The organism is Anaerostipes sp. (genome assembly GCF_018381315.1).
Lineage (GTDB): Bacteria > Bacillota > Clostridia > Lachnospirales > Lachnospiraceae > Anaerostipes.
This window is the reverse complement of record NZ_JAGZSD010000011.1, coordinates 84,684-101,761: the sequence shown is the minus strand read 5'-3', so window position 1 is coordinate 101,761 and position 17,078 is coordinate 84,684. Positions and strand designations below refer to the sequence as shown.

The window sequence follows — 17,078 nt, the reverse complement described above, 5'->3', positions numbered from 1 at the left end:
ATTCCGGTGCCGGTCATCTGTTCCGGCGTCACGGCATTCCCCTCCTGATTCAGATCCCCGGATACTGCAACCCTGGCTTTGGAGTTCCTGTAGCAGCCATTTATTGTTCCCCCTTCATGGCGGGATACCAGTCCTCCTGCGTTCAGAGCTGATACGTCTCCCGCTGCATAACTATTCTCTATCACAGAAGAATCATCTTTGTTCTCTCCTGCCAGCCCTCCGCCGTAAGAAGCGCCTGATACGCTTCCCGCAGCACAGCTGTTTTTGATCTGTGCCTTTTGGTTATTTGATCCGACAAGGCCTCCTCCGTATGCAGTCGTTGTATCAGAATTCAGGAACGAAACATTTCCCGTGGCACAGCTTTCCTCAATCTTTCCTGTTGCACGAATATTTTCTCCCATCAATCCTCCGGCATAGGAAAGAGTCTGATTCGTGCCGGCATAATCGACTCCTGAAGCTACATCTCCTGTGGCAAGACAGCTCCGTATCACCCCGCCATAATTATAGGATACCAGTCCTCCCGCGGATGACCTCGTACTGTCACTCACAAAGGAAGATACCTTTCCCGCCGCATAACTTTTTTCTATTACCGCATTTTCATAATTATAACCTGTCAAACCTCCGGCCATGGAAAAATTATTAGACCAGACAGCCACATCTCCTGCAGCACTGCAGTTTTTTATCGTTCCCCCGGTATGACTATATGCTGCCAGGCCTCCTGCCCGAGTATTAGTATAGTCATCATTATAATCATTATAACAAAATACATCTGCTTCCGAACTGCTGTTTTCTATTGTTCCTACGTTGTATCCTACCAAACCTCCCGCAAATGACTGACCAGAACCTGCATTCAACACAGTCCCTGTCATATGGACGTCATTTACCGTTCCCTCAGAATTATTTGCTGTCAGTCCGCCAACCCATGAATTTCTTTTAGCAGTTTTAGAAATTACATATGCTTCTTCTATATTTAGATTCTTAATAACCCCTTTTGAAATACCTCCAAAAAATCCAGAGTACTTTTCATCCCTGCTCCCGCTTATAACGACCATTCCTTTTATTTTTTTATTGTTTCCGTCGAATTCCCCTTTAAAAGAATGAGCCATATCCTGCCCAATCGGCTTCCATACATTGGAAATTTTTTGTGCTGCCTGACCGGATGCATTTCCAACCACGAGTTTAAATTTATCTCCAGATACAATTTTTTTTATAAATGGACTGTCTCCTTTGAGGTCAATGTCATTCATTAATTTTACATACTTTCCTTCAAAACTTTTTCCGTCATTCACTGCTTTTGCAAAAGCTGCGAGTTCACCTTCATTGGAGATAGTCAAAGGCTGCGCCGATGAATTATAGTTTGTTCCATACTCTGAATTTATTTTATTGAAGAAGTTCTGATCATATTTTCCGGAGTCTGGGTATGAATCTTTTACCTCTGCATTCACTTCTATTTCTGACAGATACGTGGCTTCCTTCTGTGCGGCCCGGACTTTCTCAGTGGTTCCTGACATCACCGCGGCGATGCCCAGACACAGAGATATACAGACGGCCAATATTGACTGAAACTTTTGTATTTTTCTCATAACGCTTCCTCCTTTTTGCTGAACTGATGTCATTGTATGGGACTGCTGTATGAAACGAAAAAACAGAAAGCCATATCAGCTTCCTGTTTTCGGGGTCTCTCATCCCCTGTCTTTATTATACTATAACTTTGTATATAAAAGCTCAAAGGTTGCCAATTTGCAACCTTCTTTTTTCAACAAAACCCGTCCTACTTTGCCAAATGCTACACTTTTGTATATTTACTGCTCTGATCCTTTCACTTCCGTAACGTTGACATCCAGCTTATTGTATGGTATTTCTATACCCTCACGGTCAAATGCATCCTTGATATGTTCCAGCAAAGACCATTTGGTTGATACATATACCTCTGTTGATACCCAGGCCCTGAGTCCCATTATAACGGAACTGTCAGCCAGATCACTGACAAACACCTGGATATTTTCATCCTGAGTCATATGTTCTTTCTTTGCCACATCCAGCATGGTCTGTTTTACTTTCTGGATATCACTGTCATAAGCGATACCGATTTTTAAATCAATCAGACGGCTGTCCTGTTTTGTATTATTGATCAGATTACTGTTGCTCAGCGTTCCGTTGGGAATGACGATCACCCTGTTGTCCACGGTTTTCAGCTTCGTATAAAAAATGTCCATGGCTGCCACTTCTCCCTCGCAGCCGGTTCCGTCTACAACAATATAGTCTCCCACCTGAAACGGCTTTAAAATCAGCAGAAGAACTCCTCCCGCAATATTCGAAAGGCTTCCCTGCAGTGCCAGACCTACGGCAACACCGGCTGATCCAAAGAGTGCTACAATAGAGGTTCCCTTTACTCCCAGGCGTTCCACGGCCATAAAAATTACGATACAGCGCAGTGCAATCTTTAAGAAGGAACAACTGAATGTAATGACTCCAAAGTCAACACCCCTTTTCTCCATCCCTTTCCGAAACAGAGATACCAGCCATTTACTCAGTTTAAACCCAATGCCGATAATAATCAGGGCCACCAAAATATTCAGTGCAAAATCTAAAATTTGATCTGTATAATGATTCAATATCACATTCCAATTCACGTTTGATGCTATCATCTTATGTTTTTCTCCTGCAATTTATAAGTGTTTTTTCTGTTCTTATGTATCTGGTCACACCCTGCCGGGGCTTTTTTATTACTTAGGTGATTCAAAAATAGTTTCTGTGTAATAACAGAAGAAACACGCACTGCGTGTTTCCCTATGTACTCTATTTTACGGTAACCCTGCATGTTTTCTTCGCAGATGTACCCGGAATCCATGCTGTAATTGTTGCCGTCCCTTTTTTCTTCTTTTTCTTTACAACTCCCTTGGAAGAAACGGTTGCTATCTTTTTGTTGCTTGTTTTGTATTTTAACTTGTCGTTAGATCTCTTATTATAGATAACTCCTTTTAAAGAATATTTTTTTATCTTTATCAGCGTCAGCCTGCTGGCATTAAGCTTAATGCTCCTGGCACCCAGAGATACTGTAACTTTGCACTTTTTGGAAAGATTCGTCCCCTTAACTGAGGCTGTCACATAGCAAGTCCCCGTTTTAACTCCGGTGACCACCCCTTGGGATGAAACAGTGGCGATTTTTTTATTAGATGAAGAAAATGTTACGGTATCACCGCTTCTTTTGTTGCCGATCAATGCTGTAAGTCTTGCAGTTGCTCTGGTTTTTACATTAAGGCTTGTCTTATTGATTGTCAATGTTCTTGGCTTAGCAGCCGAAGATACTGCTGAACTGCCTGAACTGCTGCCGTTTATAGAAATTTCCCTGCCGTTCTTGTCATAATAACGGAAATATGTCATTTCACTCTTTGATACAACCCTGTCTGCTTTGGCATAAGTTTTACCGCCTTCCTGCCATTTCCAGTTCTGTTCCAACAGCGTAATATTATTTCCCGAAACATTTTGAACGATTGCCCAGTGGGTACTTTTTGATGCAATATCTCCTACTTTAGGTGAAGATACCTTTTTAAATGTACCGCCTTTATCGTACTCCTGAGGGGTGGCACCAGCGAAAAGATTATATGGTGTAAACCCATACCTTGCTTGATAAAACTTTTTAACTAAAGCTGCACAGGAATAAGTTTTGTCATTTCCGTCCCAACCTCCCGGACGATACACGGCATCTACTCCCTGAAAACTGTCAACCACCTGTCCTGCCTTTTTTACTTCTACGACTTTCATCGCTGCTTTTATCTTTCCTCCAGCCGGAAAAATAACTGCCAAGCCAAGTACCAGGCCAAGAATCCCCAATCTTATCCTTTTCTTATTCATCTGTCTCTCCCTTGTCCCCGCAAAATGTTTTTACATTTAAACAATTTCATTATAATATAACTTATGAACAAATACAATTGTTTTTGTAACATTTGTAACATTTTCGTACAGGTAAAATATAGAAAAAACAAAGCATTAAACATCTGCAGGCAAATAATTTCTCTGTGCAAAAACAAATACCAGCCATTAGACAAGCTATTGGCTGGTACCTCAAATATTTTGATTTTATTTTTTTGTAATAAATCCCTGCGCTTTCAATGTCTCTGCACAAAGCACAGCTCCTCCGGCTGCCCCCCGGACAGTATTGTGAGACAGTCCAACAAACTTATAGTCATAGACTGTATCTTCTCTGAGACGTCCGATGGATACGCCCATGCCGTTCTCATAGTCCACATCCATGCTTACCTGAGGGCGGTTGTCATCCTCCAGGTACTGGATCATCTGTTTTGGTGCGCTTGGCAGATCCAATTCCTGAGGAAGGCCGCTGAAATTCACAAGCTTTTCGATGAGCTGTTCCTTGGTTGGATTCTTTTTAAACTTTACAAATACAGCTGCCGTATGGCCGTTCAAGACCGGCACACGGATACACTGGGTTGTGATAACAGGAGAGTCAGCTTTTACAATCTCTCCGTTTTCAATATGTCCCCACAGACGAAGCGGTTCCTGCTCACTTTTTTCTTCCTCTCCGCCGATAAACGGTATGATATTTCCTGCCATCTCAGGCCAGTCTTTAAATGTCTTTCCTGCCCCTGAAATCGCCTGATATGTCGTTGCAACAACTTCATAAGGCTCGAATTCCTTCCATGCAGTCAGCACTGGAGCATAGCTTTGAATGGAACAGTTCGGCTTTACAGCAACAAACCCTTTTGAAGTTCCAAGACGTTTTTTCTGGCTTTCAATCACGTCAAAATGTTCCGGATTGATCTCCGGCACAACCATCGGTACATCCGGAGTCCAGCGGTGTGCACTGTTGTTGGAAACTACCGGAGTTTCTGTTTTGGCATAGTCTTCTTCAATCTTTTTGATCTCTTCTTTTGACATATCCACAGCGCTGAAAACAAAGTCCACTTCCCCGGCTACTTCTTCTACTTCGTTTACATTTTTCACTGTAATATTTTTCACTGCTTCCGGCATAGGAGTGTCCATCTTCCAGCGTCCCCCTACTGCCTCCTCATATGACTTTCCTGCTGATCTTGGGCTGGCAGCCAATGTTGTCACTTCAAACCAGGGATGGTTCTCCAACAGAGAAATAAATCTCTGTCCTACCATTCCGGTAGCACCAAGAATTCCGACTCTTAATTTTTCACTCATATCTATCACCTCTATAATACTCTTAAACGGATAACTCCATCGATCTGCTTCATTTTTGAAAAGACTGCTTCAGAAGGACGCTTAGCCACATCAAAGATAGAATAAGCATAGTCTCCTTTTGATTTATTCAGCATATTTTCAATATTGTATCCTTCTTCTGCCAAAGCGGAAGTAAGCTGTCCGATCATATTCGGAAGATTCTTGTGATGTACTGTAATCCTGCACTCTGCCTCAAGATCTCCCAAATCACAGTTCGGGTAGTTTACAGAATTAACAATGTTTCCTTTTTCCAAGTAATTCATCAGCTGATCAACAGCCATCTCTGCACAGTTTTCCTCTGACTCCTCTGTAGATGCTCCAAGGTGAGGAATTGTGATCACGCCGTCTGCCGCTGCCACAGCAGGATTCGGGAAGTCTGTCACATAATGTTTCAGCTTCTTTGATGCAAGTCCGTCCAGCACTGCCTGATCGTCAACCAGCTCACCTCTGGCAAAGTTTAAGATGGTAGCTCCGTCTTTCATCTTCTGGACAGCTTCTTTTCCGATCATTCCTTTTGTGCTTTCCATATATGGAACATGAATGGTCAGGAAATCACATTTTTCATAGATCTCATCCAGGGAGCTGCTGTGATTTACCATTCTGGACAAACTCCATGCAGAACGCACAGAAACATACGGATCATAACCATAAACGTTCATTCCAAGACGGTTGCAGATGTTTGCCACCAGAACACCGATAGCTCCAAGTCCGATTACGCCGATGCTTTTTCCTTTTAATTCATTACCGGCAAACTCTTTTTTCTTCTTTTCAATAAGCTTTGCCAGATCAGGTTCTTTTGCATTTTCTTTAACCCAGTTTACTCCGCTGATAATATCTCTGGATGCCAGGAGAAGTCCTGCAACAACTAATTCCTTTACACCGTTGGCATTGGCTCCTGGTGTATTGAATACAGTGATCCCTTTCTCCGCATAGTCATTCAGAGGGATATTGTTGACACCTGCACCTGCACGCGCTACGGCGATCATAGAATCCGGCACTTCCAAATCATGCATAGATGCGCTCCGCACTAAAACTGCATCTGCAGCATTTAAATCGTCGATCACTTCAAATTCACTTGTAAATAAATCCAAACCTTGGTTTGAAATAGGATTTAAACATTTTACTGTATACATTCTCTACACTCCTTATTTGTTTTCTTCTTCAAATTTTTTCATGAACTCAACTAACTTCTCTACGCCCTCTGTCGGCATTGCATTGTAAATACTTGCTCTCATTCCGCCGACTGTACGGTGTCCCTTTAAGTTCTCAAAGCCGGCTTCCTTTGCCTCTTTGACAAACTTGGCATCCATCTCATCATCGCCTGTGACAAACGGTACATTCATAAGAGACCGGTCTTCTTTTACAACAGTTCCCTTAAACATTTCACTCTGATCCAGGAAATCGTACAGAATTTTGGCCTTTTCTTCGTTATGCTTTTTCATTGCCTCAAGTCCGCCCTGTTTTTTCAGCCACTGGAATACTTTTCCGCAGATATAAATTCCATAGCATGGAGGTGTATTATATAAAGACTTGGCATCTGCCTGAGTCTTCCATTTTAACATGGTCGGAGTTTCCGGCATTACATCATCTGTAATCAGATCCTCGCGGATCACAGCAACTACAACCCCTGCCGGTCCTACGTTCTTTTGAACACCAAAGTAAATCACGCCGAAATCTTCTACGTTGACTGGCTCAGACAAAATACAGGAGGACATATCAGCCACTAAGATCTTTCCTTTTGTGTCCGGTACCTGCTGATATTTGGTTCCGTAAATCGTGTTATTATAGCAGATATAAACATAATCTGCATTTTCAGAAATATTCAGGTCAGAACAATCCGGAATATATGTATAAGTCTTATCTTCAGATGATGCAATAATGTTTGCTTTTCCATAACGGCTGGCTTCCTGATAAGCTTTCTTTGCCCACTGTCCGGTAATGATAAAGTCTGCTTCTCTGTTCTTCATCAGGTTCATCGGAATTGCAGAAAACTGGGAAGATGCCCCTCCCTGTAAAAATAATACTTTGTAGTTGTCCGGAATATTCATCAATTCCCTGAGATCTGCCTCGGCAGTCTCAATAATCTCAGAAAACATCTTTGATCTGTGGCTCATCTCCATAACAGACATGCCGCAGCCTTTATAGTCCAGCATCTCCTCTGCTGCTTCCTTTAATACCTCTTCCGGCAGCACTGCCGGACCTGCTGAAAAGTTATAAACTCTTGCCATTTTCATAATCCTCCAAATTTACTTTGTTGTTTTTTCCAAGTCTTCTTTTGTGTACGCCTCCTGAATTGCGGCTCCGGGATTCACCATCGGCCAAACCTTGTCATCCAGGTCCACATGGCAGTCCAAGACTACCGGTCTTCCGGCTTCCAGGGCTTCCTCGAACGCAAATTCAAATTCCTCCAGGGTTGTGACTTTCTTAGCCAGGGCTCCCATCCCTTCTGCTACCTTTACAAAATCCACCGGATCCTCAAAGGTTGTGTAGGAATAATGCTCAGAGTAAAACAGGTTCTGCCACTGGCGTACCATCCCCAGCACACTGTTGTTAATAATGACTTCAATAACCGGAATATTGTATCTGGTCGCTGTTGCAAGTTCATTTAAATTCATCCGGAAACATCCGTCTCCTGCAATGTTAATAACAGTCTTGTCAGGATTGCCCACTTTGGCTCCAATGCTGGCGCCCAGACCATACCCCATAGTCCCAAGGCCTCCCGATGTCAGGAAAGTCCTTGGTTTTTTATATTTATAGAACTGAGCTGCCCACATCTGATGCTGTCCTACTTCAGTTACGATGATGGCATCCCCTTTTGTTCTCTCATAAATGGCTTCCACAATCTGAGGACCGGAAAGCTTTGATTTATCATAAGTCAGAGGATAATTCACTTTATCCACCATGACATTTTTAACCCATGTATTATGATTCTGCTGGCCCAGTCTCCGGTTCACCATAGTAAGCACCGCTTTAATGTCACCGATGATATGAGTATGCGCCATAATATTTTTATTGATCTCTGCAGGATCAATATCAATCTGCAGGATCTTTGCATGCTGTGCAAAAGCATCCGCATTTCCAAGCACCCTGTCACTGAATCTGGTTCCTATTGCAATCAGAAGGTCACAGGCTGAAACTCCAAGGTTGGAAGTTTTTGTTCCATGCATACCAAGCATGCCGGTATATAAAGCATCTGTTCCGTCAAACGCTCCTTTACCCATCAAAGTATCTGCAACCGGTGCATGGACCTTCTCCACAAACTCTCTGAGCTCTTCCGAGGCATCTGACAGGACGGCTCCGCCTCCTACAAGGATAAACGGTTTTTTTGCCGACTCGATCAATTCGATGGCACGCCTGATATCCATTTCCCGGATATTGTCGATTTTCCTTTTGATCTCTTTCGGCTTTTGTTCTTTATAATTGGCAACTGCCGCCGTCACATCCTTCGGAATATCAATGAGAACCGGCCCTTTCCGCCCGCTCTGGGCAATACGGAAAGCTCTCCGGATCGTATCCGCAAGATCTTCCACATCCTTAACAATGAAATTATGTTTTGTAATTGGAAGTGTGATTCCAGTGATATCCACCTCCTGGAAACTGTCTTTTCCAAGAAGGCTGACCCCTACATTACATGTGATTGCAACCATCGGAATAGAATCCATATATGCAGTTGCAATACCGGTAACGATATTTGTTGCCCCCGGACCCGATGTGGCAAAACACACGCCGACTTTTCCTGTGGATCTTGCGTATCCGTCTGCTGCGTGGGAAGCACCCTGCTCATGCCCGGTCAAAATATGGGTAAAACAGTCCTGCTGTTTATATAATTCGTCATAGATGTTTAAGATGGCACCGCCCGGGTAACCGAAGACAGTGTCTACCCCCTGCTCTTTCAAACATTCTAAAACAATCTGTGATCCCGTCAATTGTTTCATAAGCTTACCTCTCTATTTATCCTGGTTGATTTCTAAGATAGCACCGCGGTTTCCTGAAGTAACCAAAGAAGCATATCTGGCAAGATAACCTGTTGTGATTTTTGGTTTTCTCGGCTCCCAGTTTTCTCTTCGTTTCTGCATCTCTTCTTCAGACACTTTTACATTCAGTGTATTGGCATTAATATCAATGGAAATAAGGTCTCCCTCTTCCACCAAAGCAATCGGTCCGCCCACAGCTGCCTCCGGCGATACGTGTCCGATGCAGGCTCCTCTGGAAGCTCCGGAGAAACGGCCGTCTGTGATCAAAGCCACACTGGAGCCAAGACCCATGCCCATGATGGCAGAAGTCGGATTCAGCATTTCTCTCATTCCCGGTCCGCCCTTCGGTCCTTCATAGCGGATGACTACCACATCTCCGGCCTTGATGGCGCCGCCTTTGATGGCGTCAATGGCATCCTCTTCACAGTCAAAAACTCTGGCCGGCCCTTCCATCTTTAACATCTCAGGAGCTACTGCAGAACGCTTAACGACTCCGGAATCCGGTGCTAAGTTTCCTTTCAGCACTGCAATTCCCCCGGTCTCGCTGTATGGATTCTCTACCGGACGAATGACCTCCGGATCCCTGTTGACACATCCCTCAATATTTTCTGCCACCGTTTTTCCGGTTGCTGTAATCAAATCTGTATATAACAGTTCTTTCTTATTTAATTCATTCATAACCGCATATACACCGCCGGCTTCATTTAAGTCTTCTATATATGTATGGCCTGCCGGTGCCAGGTGGCACAGGTTCGGAGTCTTGGCACTGATTTCATTTGCCAGCTCTAAATTCAGTTCTACGCCAGCCTCATGTGCGATTGCCGGCAGGTGGAGCATACTGTTTGTACTGCATCCCAGCGCCATATCCACTGTCAAAGCATTTAAAAATGCTTTCTCTGTCATAATGTCTCTTGGACGGATATTTTTATGGTACAGTTCCATGACCTTCATTCCGGCATGTTTAGCAAGCTTGATCCTTTCTGAATATACAGCAGGAATTGTTCCGTTTCCTTTCAGGCCCATACCGAGTACTTCCGTCAGACAGTTCATAGAGTTTGCAGTATACATTCCGGAACAGGAACCGCAGGTCGGGCATGCCTTATTTTCAAATTCATCCAGTTCATCTTTTGTGATAGAACCGGCAGCATAAGAGCCCACCGCCTCAAACATGCTGGACAGACTGGTTTTCTGGCCTTTTACACGTCCTGCGAGCATTGGTCCGCCACTGACGAACACTGTGGGTACATTAACACGCGCTGCAGCCATCAAAAGTCCAGGAACGTTTTTATCACAGTTGGGCACCATAACCAATGCATCAAATTGATGTGCCAGCGCCATTGCTTCTGTTGAGTCTGCAATAAGGTCACGGGTCACAAGGGAATATTTCATTCCGATATGTCCCATGGCAATTCCGTCACAGACAGCGATAGCCGGAAAGACAACCGGGGTTCCGCCTGCCATGGCAACTCCCATTTTTACTGCTTCCACAATCTTATCCAGGTTCATATGCCCCGGCACAATTTCATTATACGAGCTGACGATCCCCACTAAAGGTTTCTCCATCTCTTCTTTGGTATAACCTAATGCATTAAATAACGATCTCTGCGGAGCAAAATTCTCTCCATTGGTATAAGTATTACTCATATCGCTCTTCCTCCTAAATTCATCTATGCCTCCGGAATACCGGAGGCGGTTATGTGCCTTAGGCACTATATGTCATATTGTCCTATATTCTCTCGATGATCAAATCACCCATCGCTTTGGTTCCCACCTGGACCATTCCTTCAGACATAATATCCACAGTGCGGTATCCGTCTTCCAAAACCTTTTTTACAGCGTTCTCAATAAGGTCAGCTTCCTCATCCAGATCAAACGAGTATCTGAGCATCATTGCCGCTGACAGAACTGTGGCGATTGGATTGGCAATATCTTTTCCTGCAATGTCAGGCGCCGATCCGTGGCTGGGCTCATACAGCCCGAATTTGCCTTCTGCAAGGCTTGCAGATGACAGCATCCCGATAGACCCTGTGATCATGCTTGCTTCATCCGATAAAATGTCTCCAAACATATTTTCTGTTAAAATTACATCAAACTGTTTTGGATTATTCACCAGCTGCATGGCACAGTTGTCAACCAGCATATGTTCATATGTCACATCATCATAATCCTTTGCAACCTCTTCCACGACCTGTCTCCAGAGCCTTGAAGAATCCAATACGTTTGCCTTGTCTACACTGATCACATGTTTCTTTCTCTTTCTTGCGATATCAAATGCCTTCACGGCAATTCTTCTGATCTCGTTTTCATTGTAGGTCAGGGAATCTTTTGCCACACGAAGCCCGTCTACAACCTCGGTGCTTCTCTCACCAAAGTACAGTCCCCCTGTCAGTTCTCTCATAATCACCATATCAAAGCCGTCTCCGATGATTTCATCTCTCAGCGGACAGGCCTTTTTTAACTCTTCATATAAATAGGCCGGACGGATATTTGCGAATAATCCAAGACCCTTCCTCAGAGCGAGGAGTCCCGCTTCCGGTCTGAGTTCTGCCGGCAGCTGATACCATGGAGAGGTGGATGTATCACCCCCGATGGATCCCATCAGGACTGCATCACTGTTCCCTGCAGTCTCAAGAGTTTCCTCTGTAAGAGGTTTTCCATAGGCATCAATGGATGCTCCCCCCATTAATATCTGTTCGTATGTAAACTTATGCCCCGACTTCTCTGCCACCGCATCCAGCACTCTCACAGCCTGGTCTACGATCTCAGGGCCAATTCCGTCACCTTTGATAACTGCTACATTAAAATTCATAGACTTCTCCTCTTCCTTATAATATCACCGATATCATCTCCACAGCCAAAGCTGCCGCACAGCTTAAACAGGCCACCGTAACAATGTTCATCTCCCTGTAAGCAAGGATCACAGCAACTGCAAAACCAACAGCTGAGGAACCTAAACGATTTGTAGCTGAAAACACCGCCGGTATGACCATTGCCGCCAATACAGCATATGGCACATAGAAAAGAAACGATCGGAAAAACTGGTTTGTTATCTTTTTTTGTATGGCAGCCAGCGGAATCATTCTCACAAGATATGTAGTCACTGCCATAGCAATAATATACAAAAGCAATCTCTCAAGACTCATTCATCTTCCTCCTTTACAGGGAACATGACAGCTCCTGCTCCTGCCGCAATCAGCGTACACAGGATAATGGAAAAACCGCTGGAAATGAAAGAAAACAGTTTTACATAGCTGAATACTAAGCTAAAACATACTGAAATTAATATAACTGCCACTATTTTATTATTGTGCTTTGCAGGCGGAATGATGATGGCAATCAGCATTCCATAAATGGCAATTCCAAGTGCATTCATAACTATCTGCGGAAGAAGGCCGCTGGCTGTGGCCCCTAAGAAGGTGCCTAAAGTCCATGCACACCATGAAATACTCATGAGCCCATAGAAATATTTAGGTCCAATCTCACCTTTTCTGCCGCAGGCCATAGCAAAGATCTCATCCGTCACGCCGAATGCCATCAAAAAACGGTTCCAAAGCTTTGTCTTTGATACTAATTTCTGCCCTATGGCAATGGACATGATAGAATATCTTAAATTAATAATAACCTGGGACAGGATCAATTCGATCAGAGATCCCCCCGCAGTGATAGAAATCAGCCCTGCAAACTGCCCTGCTGATGTAAGGCATGTTGCGGATATCAGGGTTACTGCCCAGACAGGCACCCCCTTCGCACTTCCTGCAATTCCAAAAGCAAAGGAAACCGCCAGATAGGCCAGTGCAATCGGAATCGAGTCCAAAACTCCCCGCCGAAAGCTGTTCTCTACTTTCATTTTCTTCTCCTGTTACTATTTCATTGATTGTTCTGCTTCTATAATATAGAGGAAGAAAAAATCCCCCTGAAGCGAACTTATATAATAGGATACCATATTTCATTATAGATTGAAAATAGTTTTTTCATTGAATATGTGATTCTCCGGGCCTTTTTGGTGAATCAAAGAGAATTATAGTACAGCGGCACAGCTTTTGCATACAAGGAACCGGCAAAAGTGCTGTCCATAATCTTCCATCATAGATATCACTGTTGTTTCGGAGAGAAAAATATATTATAATGACGATAACAGAATAAAAAAGGGAAAAGGGGAATACTTATGAATCGTAAAACACTTCTTTGCTTCGGTCTCTCAGCTATGATGCTTGCCTCAAGCATTCATCCTGCTTCTGCCATCAGCGCCGGGACCAAATTCAAAGTACAATACACTCATAACAAGAAAACCTATACAAAAAAAGCACTGAACGCCAGATATAATAATACTGTCATCAAAACAAACATGCCTGGCTTTTTGGACGGTTCCACTTCCATGTATTCTGCCTACTGGATTTTCGGCAGATGCAAATCATTAGGTACTTCTTATAAGTATACAAGTAAAACAAAAAAAATTACTATAAAAAAGGGCAGCAAAACAGTTATCATGACGTTGAACAGTAAAAAAGCCACCTTAAACGGCAAATCCTTTACTCTTCCGGCTGCTCCGAGAAAAGTCCGTTATGTGGCAAAAAAGAAAAATTACATCATGGTACCCGGACAAACCGTTGCAGGAAAGCTGGGAATCTCATATACATGGAATAACCGGCTGCTGTCCGGAGTGATGAAGGTTTCCTCTTCCTCATCCTCTACTTCCGGCACCACGGCCTCTCCGGCACCGTCTGCCGGACAAGTTACCGCACCAAAGACCAAAATTACTGCCGGAAGCAGTAATTATTCTGTCCGCATCAAGAAACCGGCCGGACTGTCATCCGCTTCTGTTACATCAGAAGACGACTATTGGAACAAACGTCTGGTCTTAAATATTAATGGGAATTATAAAACCCACTTTTCCTCCGCTTCCAACCGGAACATTAAAGACAGCTTGTCTTATTCTGTATCCTATACCGGAGGAAAGACCAAAATCTATCTGACCACCAGCTCGATCAAAGGTTTCAGCATTACACAAGATTCCAATTATATCTATGTAAAATATGCTGCTCCTAAATCCATGTTTTCCAGGGTGATTGTCGTAGATGCCGGGCACGGCGGAAGTGACAGCGGGGCTGTGGGAAATGGATTATACGAGAAGAATATGACCCTGTCCATTGTACAGAAGACGAAGTATTACTTTGACCGGAATGCAAACTATAAAGTCTATTATACAAGACTTTCTGACTGGTATCCGTCCCTGTCTTATCGGTATCAGATGGCAAACAGTGTAGGGGCTGACCGCTTTGTCAGCGTTCATATCAATGACGTAGGAAAGATCAGTTATTCAGCCAAAGGCACCGAGACCCTCTATAACCCTAAGGGAGGAAAAGCACCTTCTCCATACAGCAGCCTCACTGGAAAAGCCCTGGCAGGTGATGTACATAAAAAGCTGAAAAGTGCAACCGGATTTTCTGACCGGGGTCTGAAAGAAAGAGTCCCCGGAGTCAACGGTGTCGCTGTCCTTACCTATTCTAAGACTGCAGCAACTCTTGGAGAGGTGGGCTTTATCTCCAATCCTGATGAAGCTTCTTCTATGAAAAACAATTATACCAAGATTGGAAAAGCTTTTTATGACGGTATCCTGGCCTCTTTTTAAGAAAACGAAATCAGCTTCATAACTAAATAATTTGAAAAACCCATAATGTTTTATTTGGAAGAAAAACCAGAAAATAAAACAATTATGGGTTTTTTTATATATTTATTGCGTTTTTATTACGAATATGTTACAATCTACCCGAAAGGACGGGAAAGTATGCATAAATTAAAAAAATCTATCGCTTATTTATCAATCATGATGTTAACAGTCACTGCGATCCCTGCATCCAGTGTAAAAGCTGCTTCTGTGCCAAAGTCAGGCAAGTACTATACCTTAAAAATTGCAGGAAAAAAACAAAAAAAGAAATGCCGCAACGTCAAAGTCAACGGCAAAACTGTAAAGACATATGCTCCGGGTTTTGTGAGGGCTAATACTTCTATGTACTCAGCATATTGGCTGTATAAAAAGCAAAAAAACCTGGGGGTATCTTACAGCTATTCATCTAAAACAAAAAAAATCACTCTTAAGCGGGGAAGTACATCTGTAGTCATGACTCTTGACAGCATGTATGCGTATGTGAACGGCAAGAAAACAAAAATGCCCACACCGGCCAGAAAAGTCTATTCTTATGCCCAAAAGAAGAATTATATCTATGTGCCGGGAGCTTTCTGCACGAAAAAGCTTGGACACAGTTATAAATGGAGTGCCTCCCAGAACAGTGGATTGATTACAGTTAAAAATCAGTCTCAGTCTTCTTCAAGTTCCGGAAGCAGTTCCTCATCAAGTACTTCACAAGTAAATCCGGGTACAAGAATTACGGCTTCTGAATCTAACTATAGTGTAAGAATTAAAAAACCCAGCGGACTTTCATCATCTTCCATCTCCACATCGGATGATTACGGGAACCGCAGGCTGCTCATAAAGGTAAAGGGCAATTATAAAACTCATTTTAGTTCCAGTTCCAACCGCTACATAAAACCGGACAAGTACTTTCGCTCTTATACAGTTACCTACAGCGGAGGATATACAAACATCTATATTCGGCCACGTAAAGACGTTATAAAAGCTTATGCTGTTTCACAGACATCCAGCTATATTTATGTAAAATATGATTCGCCGAAGAAGATCTATAACCGTATCGTAGTATTGGATGCAGGACATGGCGGTTCTGACTCCGGGGCCACTGGAAACGGACTCAGAGAAAAAGATCTGACTCTGAAGATCGTTCAGTCTGCAAAATCTTACTTTGATAAGAACTCAGGATATAAAGTATATTATACCCGTTTATCTGACTGGTACCCGTCTTTAACATACCGTTCCGATCTGGCTAATAATGTAGAAGCCGACCGCTTTATCAGCGTACATATTAACTCTGCCTCCGCTTCTGCACATGGAACAGAGACCTTATACAACTCCAAAGGCTATAAGTCCTCTTCGGGACTTACCAGCTATAACTGGTCCAATAAGATCCACGGTTATGTAAGACCTGCTACAGGATTTACAAACAGGGGGCTTAAAAACCGGACAGGACTGGCTGTACTTCGAAATACAAAAACTGCCTCCAGCCTGACTGAGATTGGATTCATCTCCAATAAAACTGAGGCAAAGAAAATGAAAAGCAACACAGGCACTTATGGAAAAGCTGTTTATAATGCCATTGTCAATTCTTTTTCTACTTATCCAAGCAAACGATAACATCATTTTAAAATAAGAAGTCCGGAACAGTGCTGTCCAAACTGTTCCGGGCTTCTTTATTGCACAGGAAATTCCTTCAGAATCCCCTATGCAACATAAAGCACTCCGTGCAGAATGCGCACAAAGTGGACAAGTTTCTCAAAGCATGAGGGGTTGGAAGGACTAAGGTAGGCATGCCCACTTTGTTCTATCGTTAGATGCAGATTCTTGTCCGGCGCTGGATAGGTTTACTTATAATATGGGACTACCAGGTACATCCCCTCTTTAATCTCTCCGTCATAAATATGATTAGCCTCACATACTTCCTCTACGTACTCATGTACTGAACTGTATTCATCGGAAATATTTTTCTTGGCGATAGACCACAGGCTGTCGCCTCTTTTTATCTGAATGCTGGTAAAATACTTCTCTCTGCCGTCGGCAGCGCCGGCCACCTGCCGGCTCTCCGTTATAACAGCTGCAGCAATGCCCAAAATCGTAACAATAAACAGTACAGTAATCAGAACTCTTATCTTCAGTGTTTTCATATCGCTTCCTCCTATCGAACATTTGTTTATATTTTTATTATATAGAACAAGCGTTTGTTTGTCAATAGATCCACCGAAAATTTGTTCGGGAACACTTGTTTCAATCTG

At 43.2% G+C, this 17,078-nt stretch carries 14 protein-coding genes; 2 read left to right on the top strand and 12 right to left on the bottom strand.

Features of this window, described 5'->3' with window-relative positions; genetic code table 11:
- The 11 genes from KH180_RS10195 to KH180_RS10145 form a co-directional block, all read right to left on the bottom strand.
- On the bottom strand, positions 1-1,583 hold a 1,583-nt coding region (locus tag KH180_RS10195; protein WP_290759920.1), incomplete at its 3' end, for a GLUG motif-containing protein.
- Positions 1,584-1,802: 219 nt separating this feature from the next.
- Positions 1,803-2,648, bottom strand: coding sequence for a mechanosensitive ion channel family protein (locus KH180_RS10190; protein WP_290759918.1), 846 nt, complete (start codon positions 2,646-2,648; stop codon positions 1,803-1,805).
- A 151-nt stretch (positions 2,649-2,799) separates the two neighbouring features.
- The gene (locus KH180_RS10185) at positions 2,800-3,855 is read right to left on the bottom strand and encodes an Ig-like domain-containing protein (protein ID WP_290759916.1); all 1,056 of its coding nucleotides are present in this window, start codon (positions 3,853-3,855) and stop codon (positions 2,800-2,802) included.
- A gap of 225 nt (positions 3,856-4,080) precedes the next feature.
- Positions 4,081-5,166: an aspartate-semialdehyde dehydrogenase gene (gene asd, locus KH180_RS10180; protein WP_290759914.1), complete on the bottom strand. Its 1,086-nt coding sequence runs from the start codon at positions 5,164-5,166 to the stop codon at positions 4,081-4,083.
- A gap of 11 nt (positions 5,167-5,177) precedes the next feature.
- Positions 5,178-6,338, bottom strand: coding sequence for a phosphoglycerate dehydrogenase (locus KH180_RS10175; protein WP_290759912.1), 1,161 nt, complete (start codon positions 6,336-6,338; stop codon positions 5,178-5,180).
- A 12-nt stretch (positions 6,339-6,350) separates the two neighbouring features.
- Positions 6,351-7,433, bottom strand: a complete 1,083-nt coding sequence (gene serC / locus KH180_RS10170; protein WP_290759910.1) for a 3-phosphoserine/phosphohydroxythreonine transaminase — start codon at positions 7,431-7,433, stop codon at positions 6,351-6,353.
- Positions 7,434-7,451: 18 nt separating this feature from the next.
- Complete coding sequence (gene ilvB, locus KH180_RS10165) at positions 7,452-9,140, bottom strand: biosynthetic-type acetolactate synthase large subunit (RefSeq protein ID WP_290759908.1); 1,689 nt, start codon at positions 9,138-9,140, stop codon at positions 7,452-7,454.
- A 12-nt stretch (positions 9,141-9,152) separates the two neighbouring features.
- Positions 9,153-10,823 (bottom strand): dihydroxy-acid dehydratase, encoded by a 1,671-nt coding sequence (gene ilvD / locus KH180_RS10160; protein ID WP_290759905.1) that lies wholly within the window; start codon positions 10,821-10,823, stop codon positions 9,153-9,155.
- An 82-nt stretch (positions 10,824-10,905) separates the two neighbouring features.
- Entirely contained in the window at positions 10,906-11,988 is a 1,083-nt protein-coding gene (gene leuB / locus KH180_RS10155) for a 3-isopropylmalate dehydrogenase (RefSeq protein WP_290759903.1), read from the bottom strand.
- A gap of 16 nt (positions 11,989-12,004) precedes the next feature.
- Complete coding sequence (locus KH180_RS10150) at positions 12,005-12,322, bottom strand: AzlD domain-containing protein (protein WP_290759901.1); 318 nt, start codon at positions 12,320-12,322, stop codon at positions 12,005-12,007.
- Positions 12,319-13,026, bottom strand: coding sequence for an AzlC family ABC transporter permease (locus KH180_RS10145; RefSeq protein ID WP_290759899.1), 708 nt, complete (start codon positions 13,024-13,026; stop codon positions 12,319-12,321). The genes KH180_RS10150 and KH180_RS10145 overlap by 4 nt, the downstream gene beginning before the upstream one ends.
- Positions 13,027-13,344: 318 nt before the next feature.
- Between KH180_RS10145 and KH180_RS10140 the strand changes: the two genes are divergently transcribed.
- Positions 13,345-14,808 (top strand): N-acetylmuramoyl-L-alanine amidase, encoded by a 1,464-nt coding sequence (locus KH180_RS10140; RefSeq protein WP_290759897.1) that lies wholly within the window; start codon positions 13,345-13,347, stop codon positions 14,806-14,808.
- 156 nt (positions 14,809-14,964) lie between these two features.
- Positions 14,965-16,443 (top strand): N-acetylmuramoyl-L-alanine amidase, encoded by a 1,479-nt coding sequence (locus KH180_RS10135; protein WP_290759895.1) that lies wholly within the window; start codon positions 14,965-14,967, stop codon positions 16,441-16,443.
- A 227-nt stretch (positions 16,444-16,670) separates the two neighbouring features.
- Here the strand turns inward: KH180_RS10135 and KH180_RS10130 are convergent, their stop codons facing one another.
- Positions 16,671-16,970 (bottom strand): LysM peptidoglycan-binding domain-containing protein, encoded by a 300-nt coding sequence (locus KH180_RS10130; RefSeq protein WP_290759893.1) that lies wholly within the window; start codon positions 16,968-16,970, stop codon positions 16,671-16,673.
- Positions 16,971-17,078: the final 108 nt, after the last annotated feature.

What these genes read in the sequence shown, in the direction of transcription:
- KH180_RS10190 (WP_290759918.1), bottom strand. Translation starts at nt 2,648, where the DNA reads ATGATAGCATCAAACGTGAATTGGAATGTGATATTGAATCATTATACA.
- KH180_RS10185 (WP_290759916.1), bottom strand. Translation starts at nt 3,855, where the DNA reads ATGAATAAGAAAAGGATAAGATTGGGGATTCTTGGCCTGGTACTTGGC.
- asd (WP_290759914.1), bottom strand. Translation starts at nt 5,166, where the DNA reads ATGAGTGAAAAATTAAGAGTCGGAATTCTTGGTGCTACCGGAATGGTA.
- KH180_RS10175 (WP_290759912.1), bottom strand. Translation starts at nt 6,338, where the DNA reads ATGTATACAGTAAAATGTTTAAATCCTATTTCAAACCAAGGTTTGGAT.
- serC (WP_290759910.1), bottom strand. Translation starts at nt 7,433, where the DNA reads ATGGCAAGAGTTTATAACTTTTCAGCAGGTCCGGCAGTGCTGCCGGAA.
- ilvB (WP_290759908.1), bottom strand. Translation starts at nt 9,140, where the DNA reads ATGAAACAATTGACGGGATCACAGATTGTTTTAGAATGTTTGAAAGAG.
- ilvD (WP_290759905.1), bottom strand. Translation starts at nt 10,823, where the DNA reads ATGAGTAATACTTATACCAATGGAGAGAATTTTGCTCCGCAGAGATCG.
- leuB (WP_290759903.1), bottom strand. Translation starts at nt 11,988, where the DNA reads ATGAATTTTAATGTAGCAGTTATCAAAGGTGACGGAATTGGCCCTGAG.
- KH180_RS10150 (WP_290759901.1), bottom strand. Translation starts at nt 12,322, where the DNA reads ATGAGTCTTGAGAGATTGCTTTTGTATATTATTGCTATGGCAGTGACT.
- KH180_RS10145 (WP_290759899.1), bottom strand. Translation starts at nt 13,026, where the DNA reads ATGAAAGTAGAGAACAGCTTTCGGCGGGGAGTTTTGGACTCGATTCCG.
- KH180_RS10140 (WP_290759897.1), top strand. Translation starts at nt 13,345, where the DNA reads ATGAATCGTAAAACACTTCTTTGCTTCGGTCTCTCAGCTATGATGCTT.
- KH180_RS10135 (WP_290759895.1), top strand. Translation starts at nt 14,965, where the DNA reads ATGCATAAATTAAAAAAATCTATCGCTTATTTATCAATCATGATGTTA.
- KH180_RS10130 (WP_290759893.1), bottom strand. Translation starts at nt 16,970, where the DNA reads ATGAAAACACTGAAGATAAGAGTTCTGATTACTGTACTGTTTATTGTT.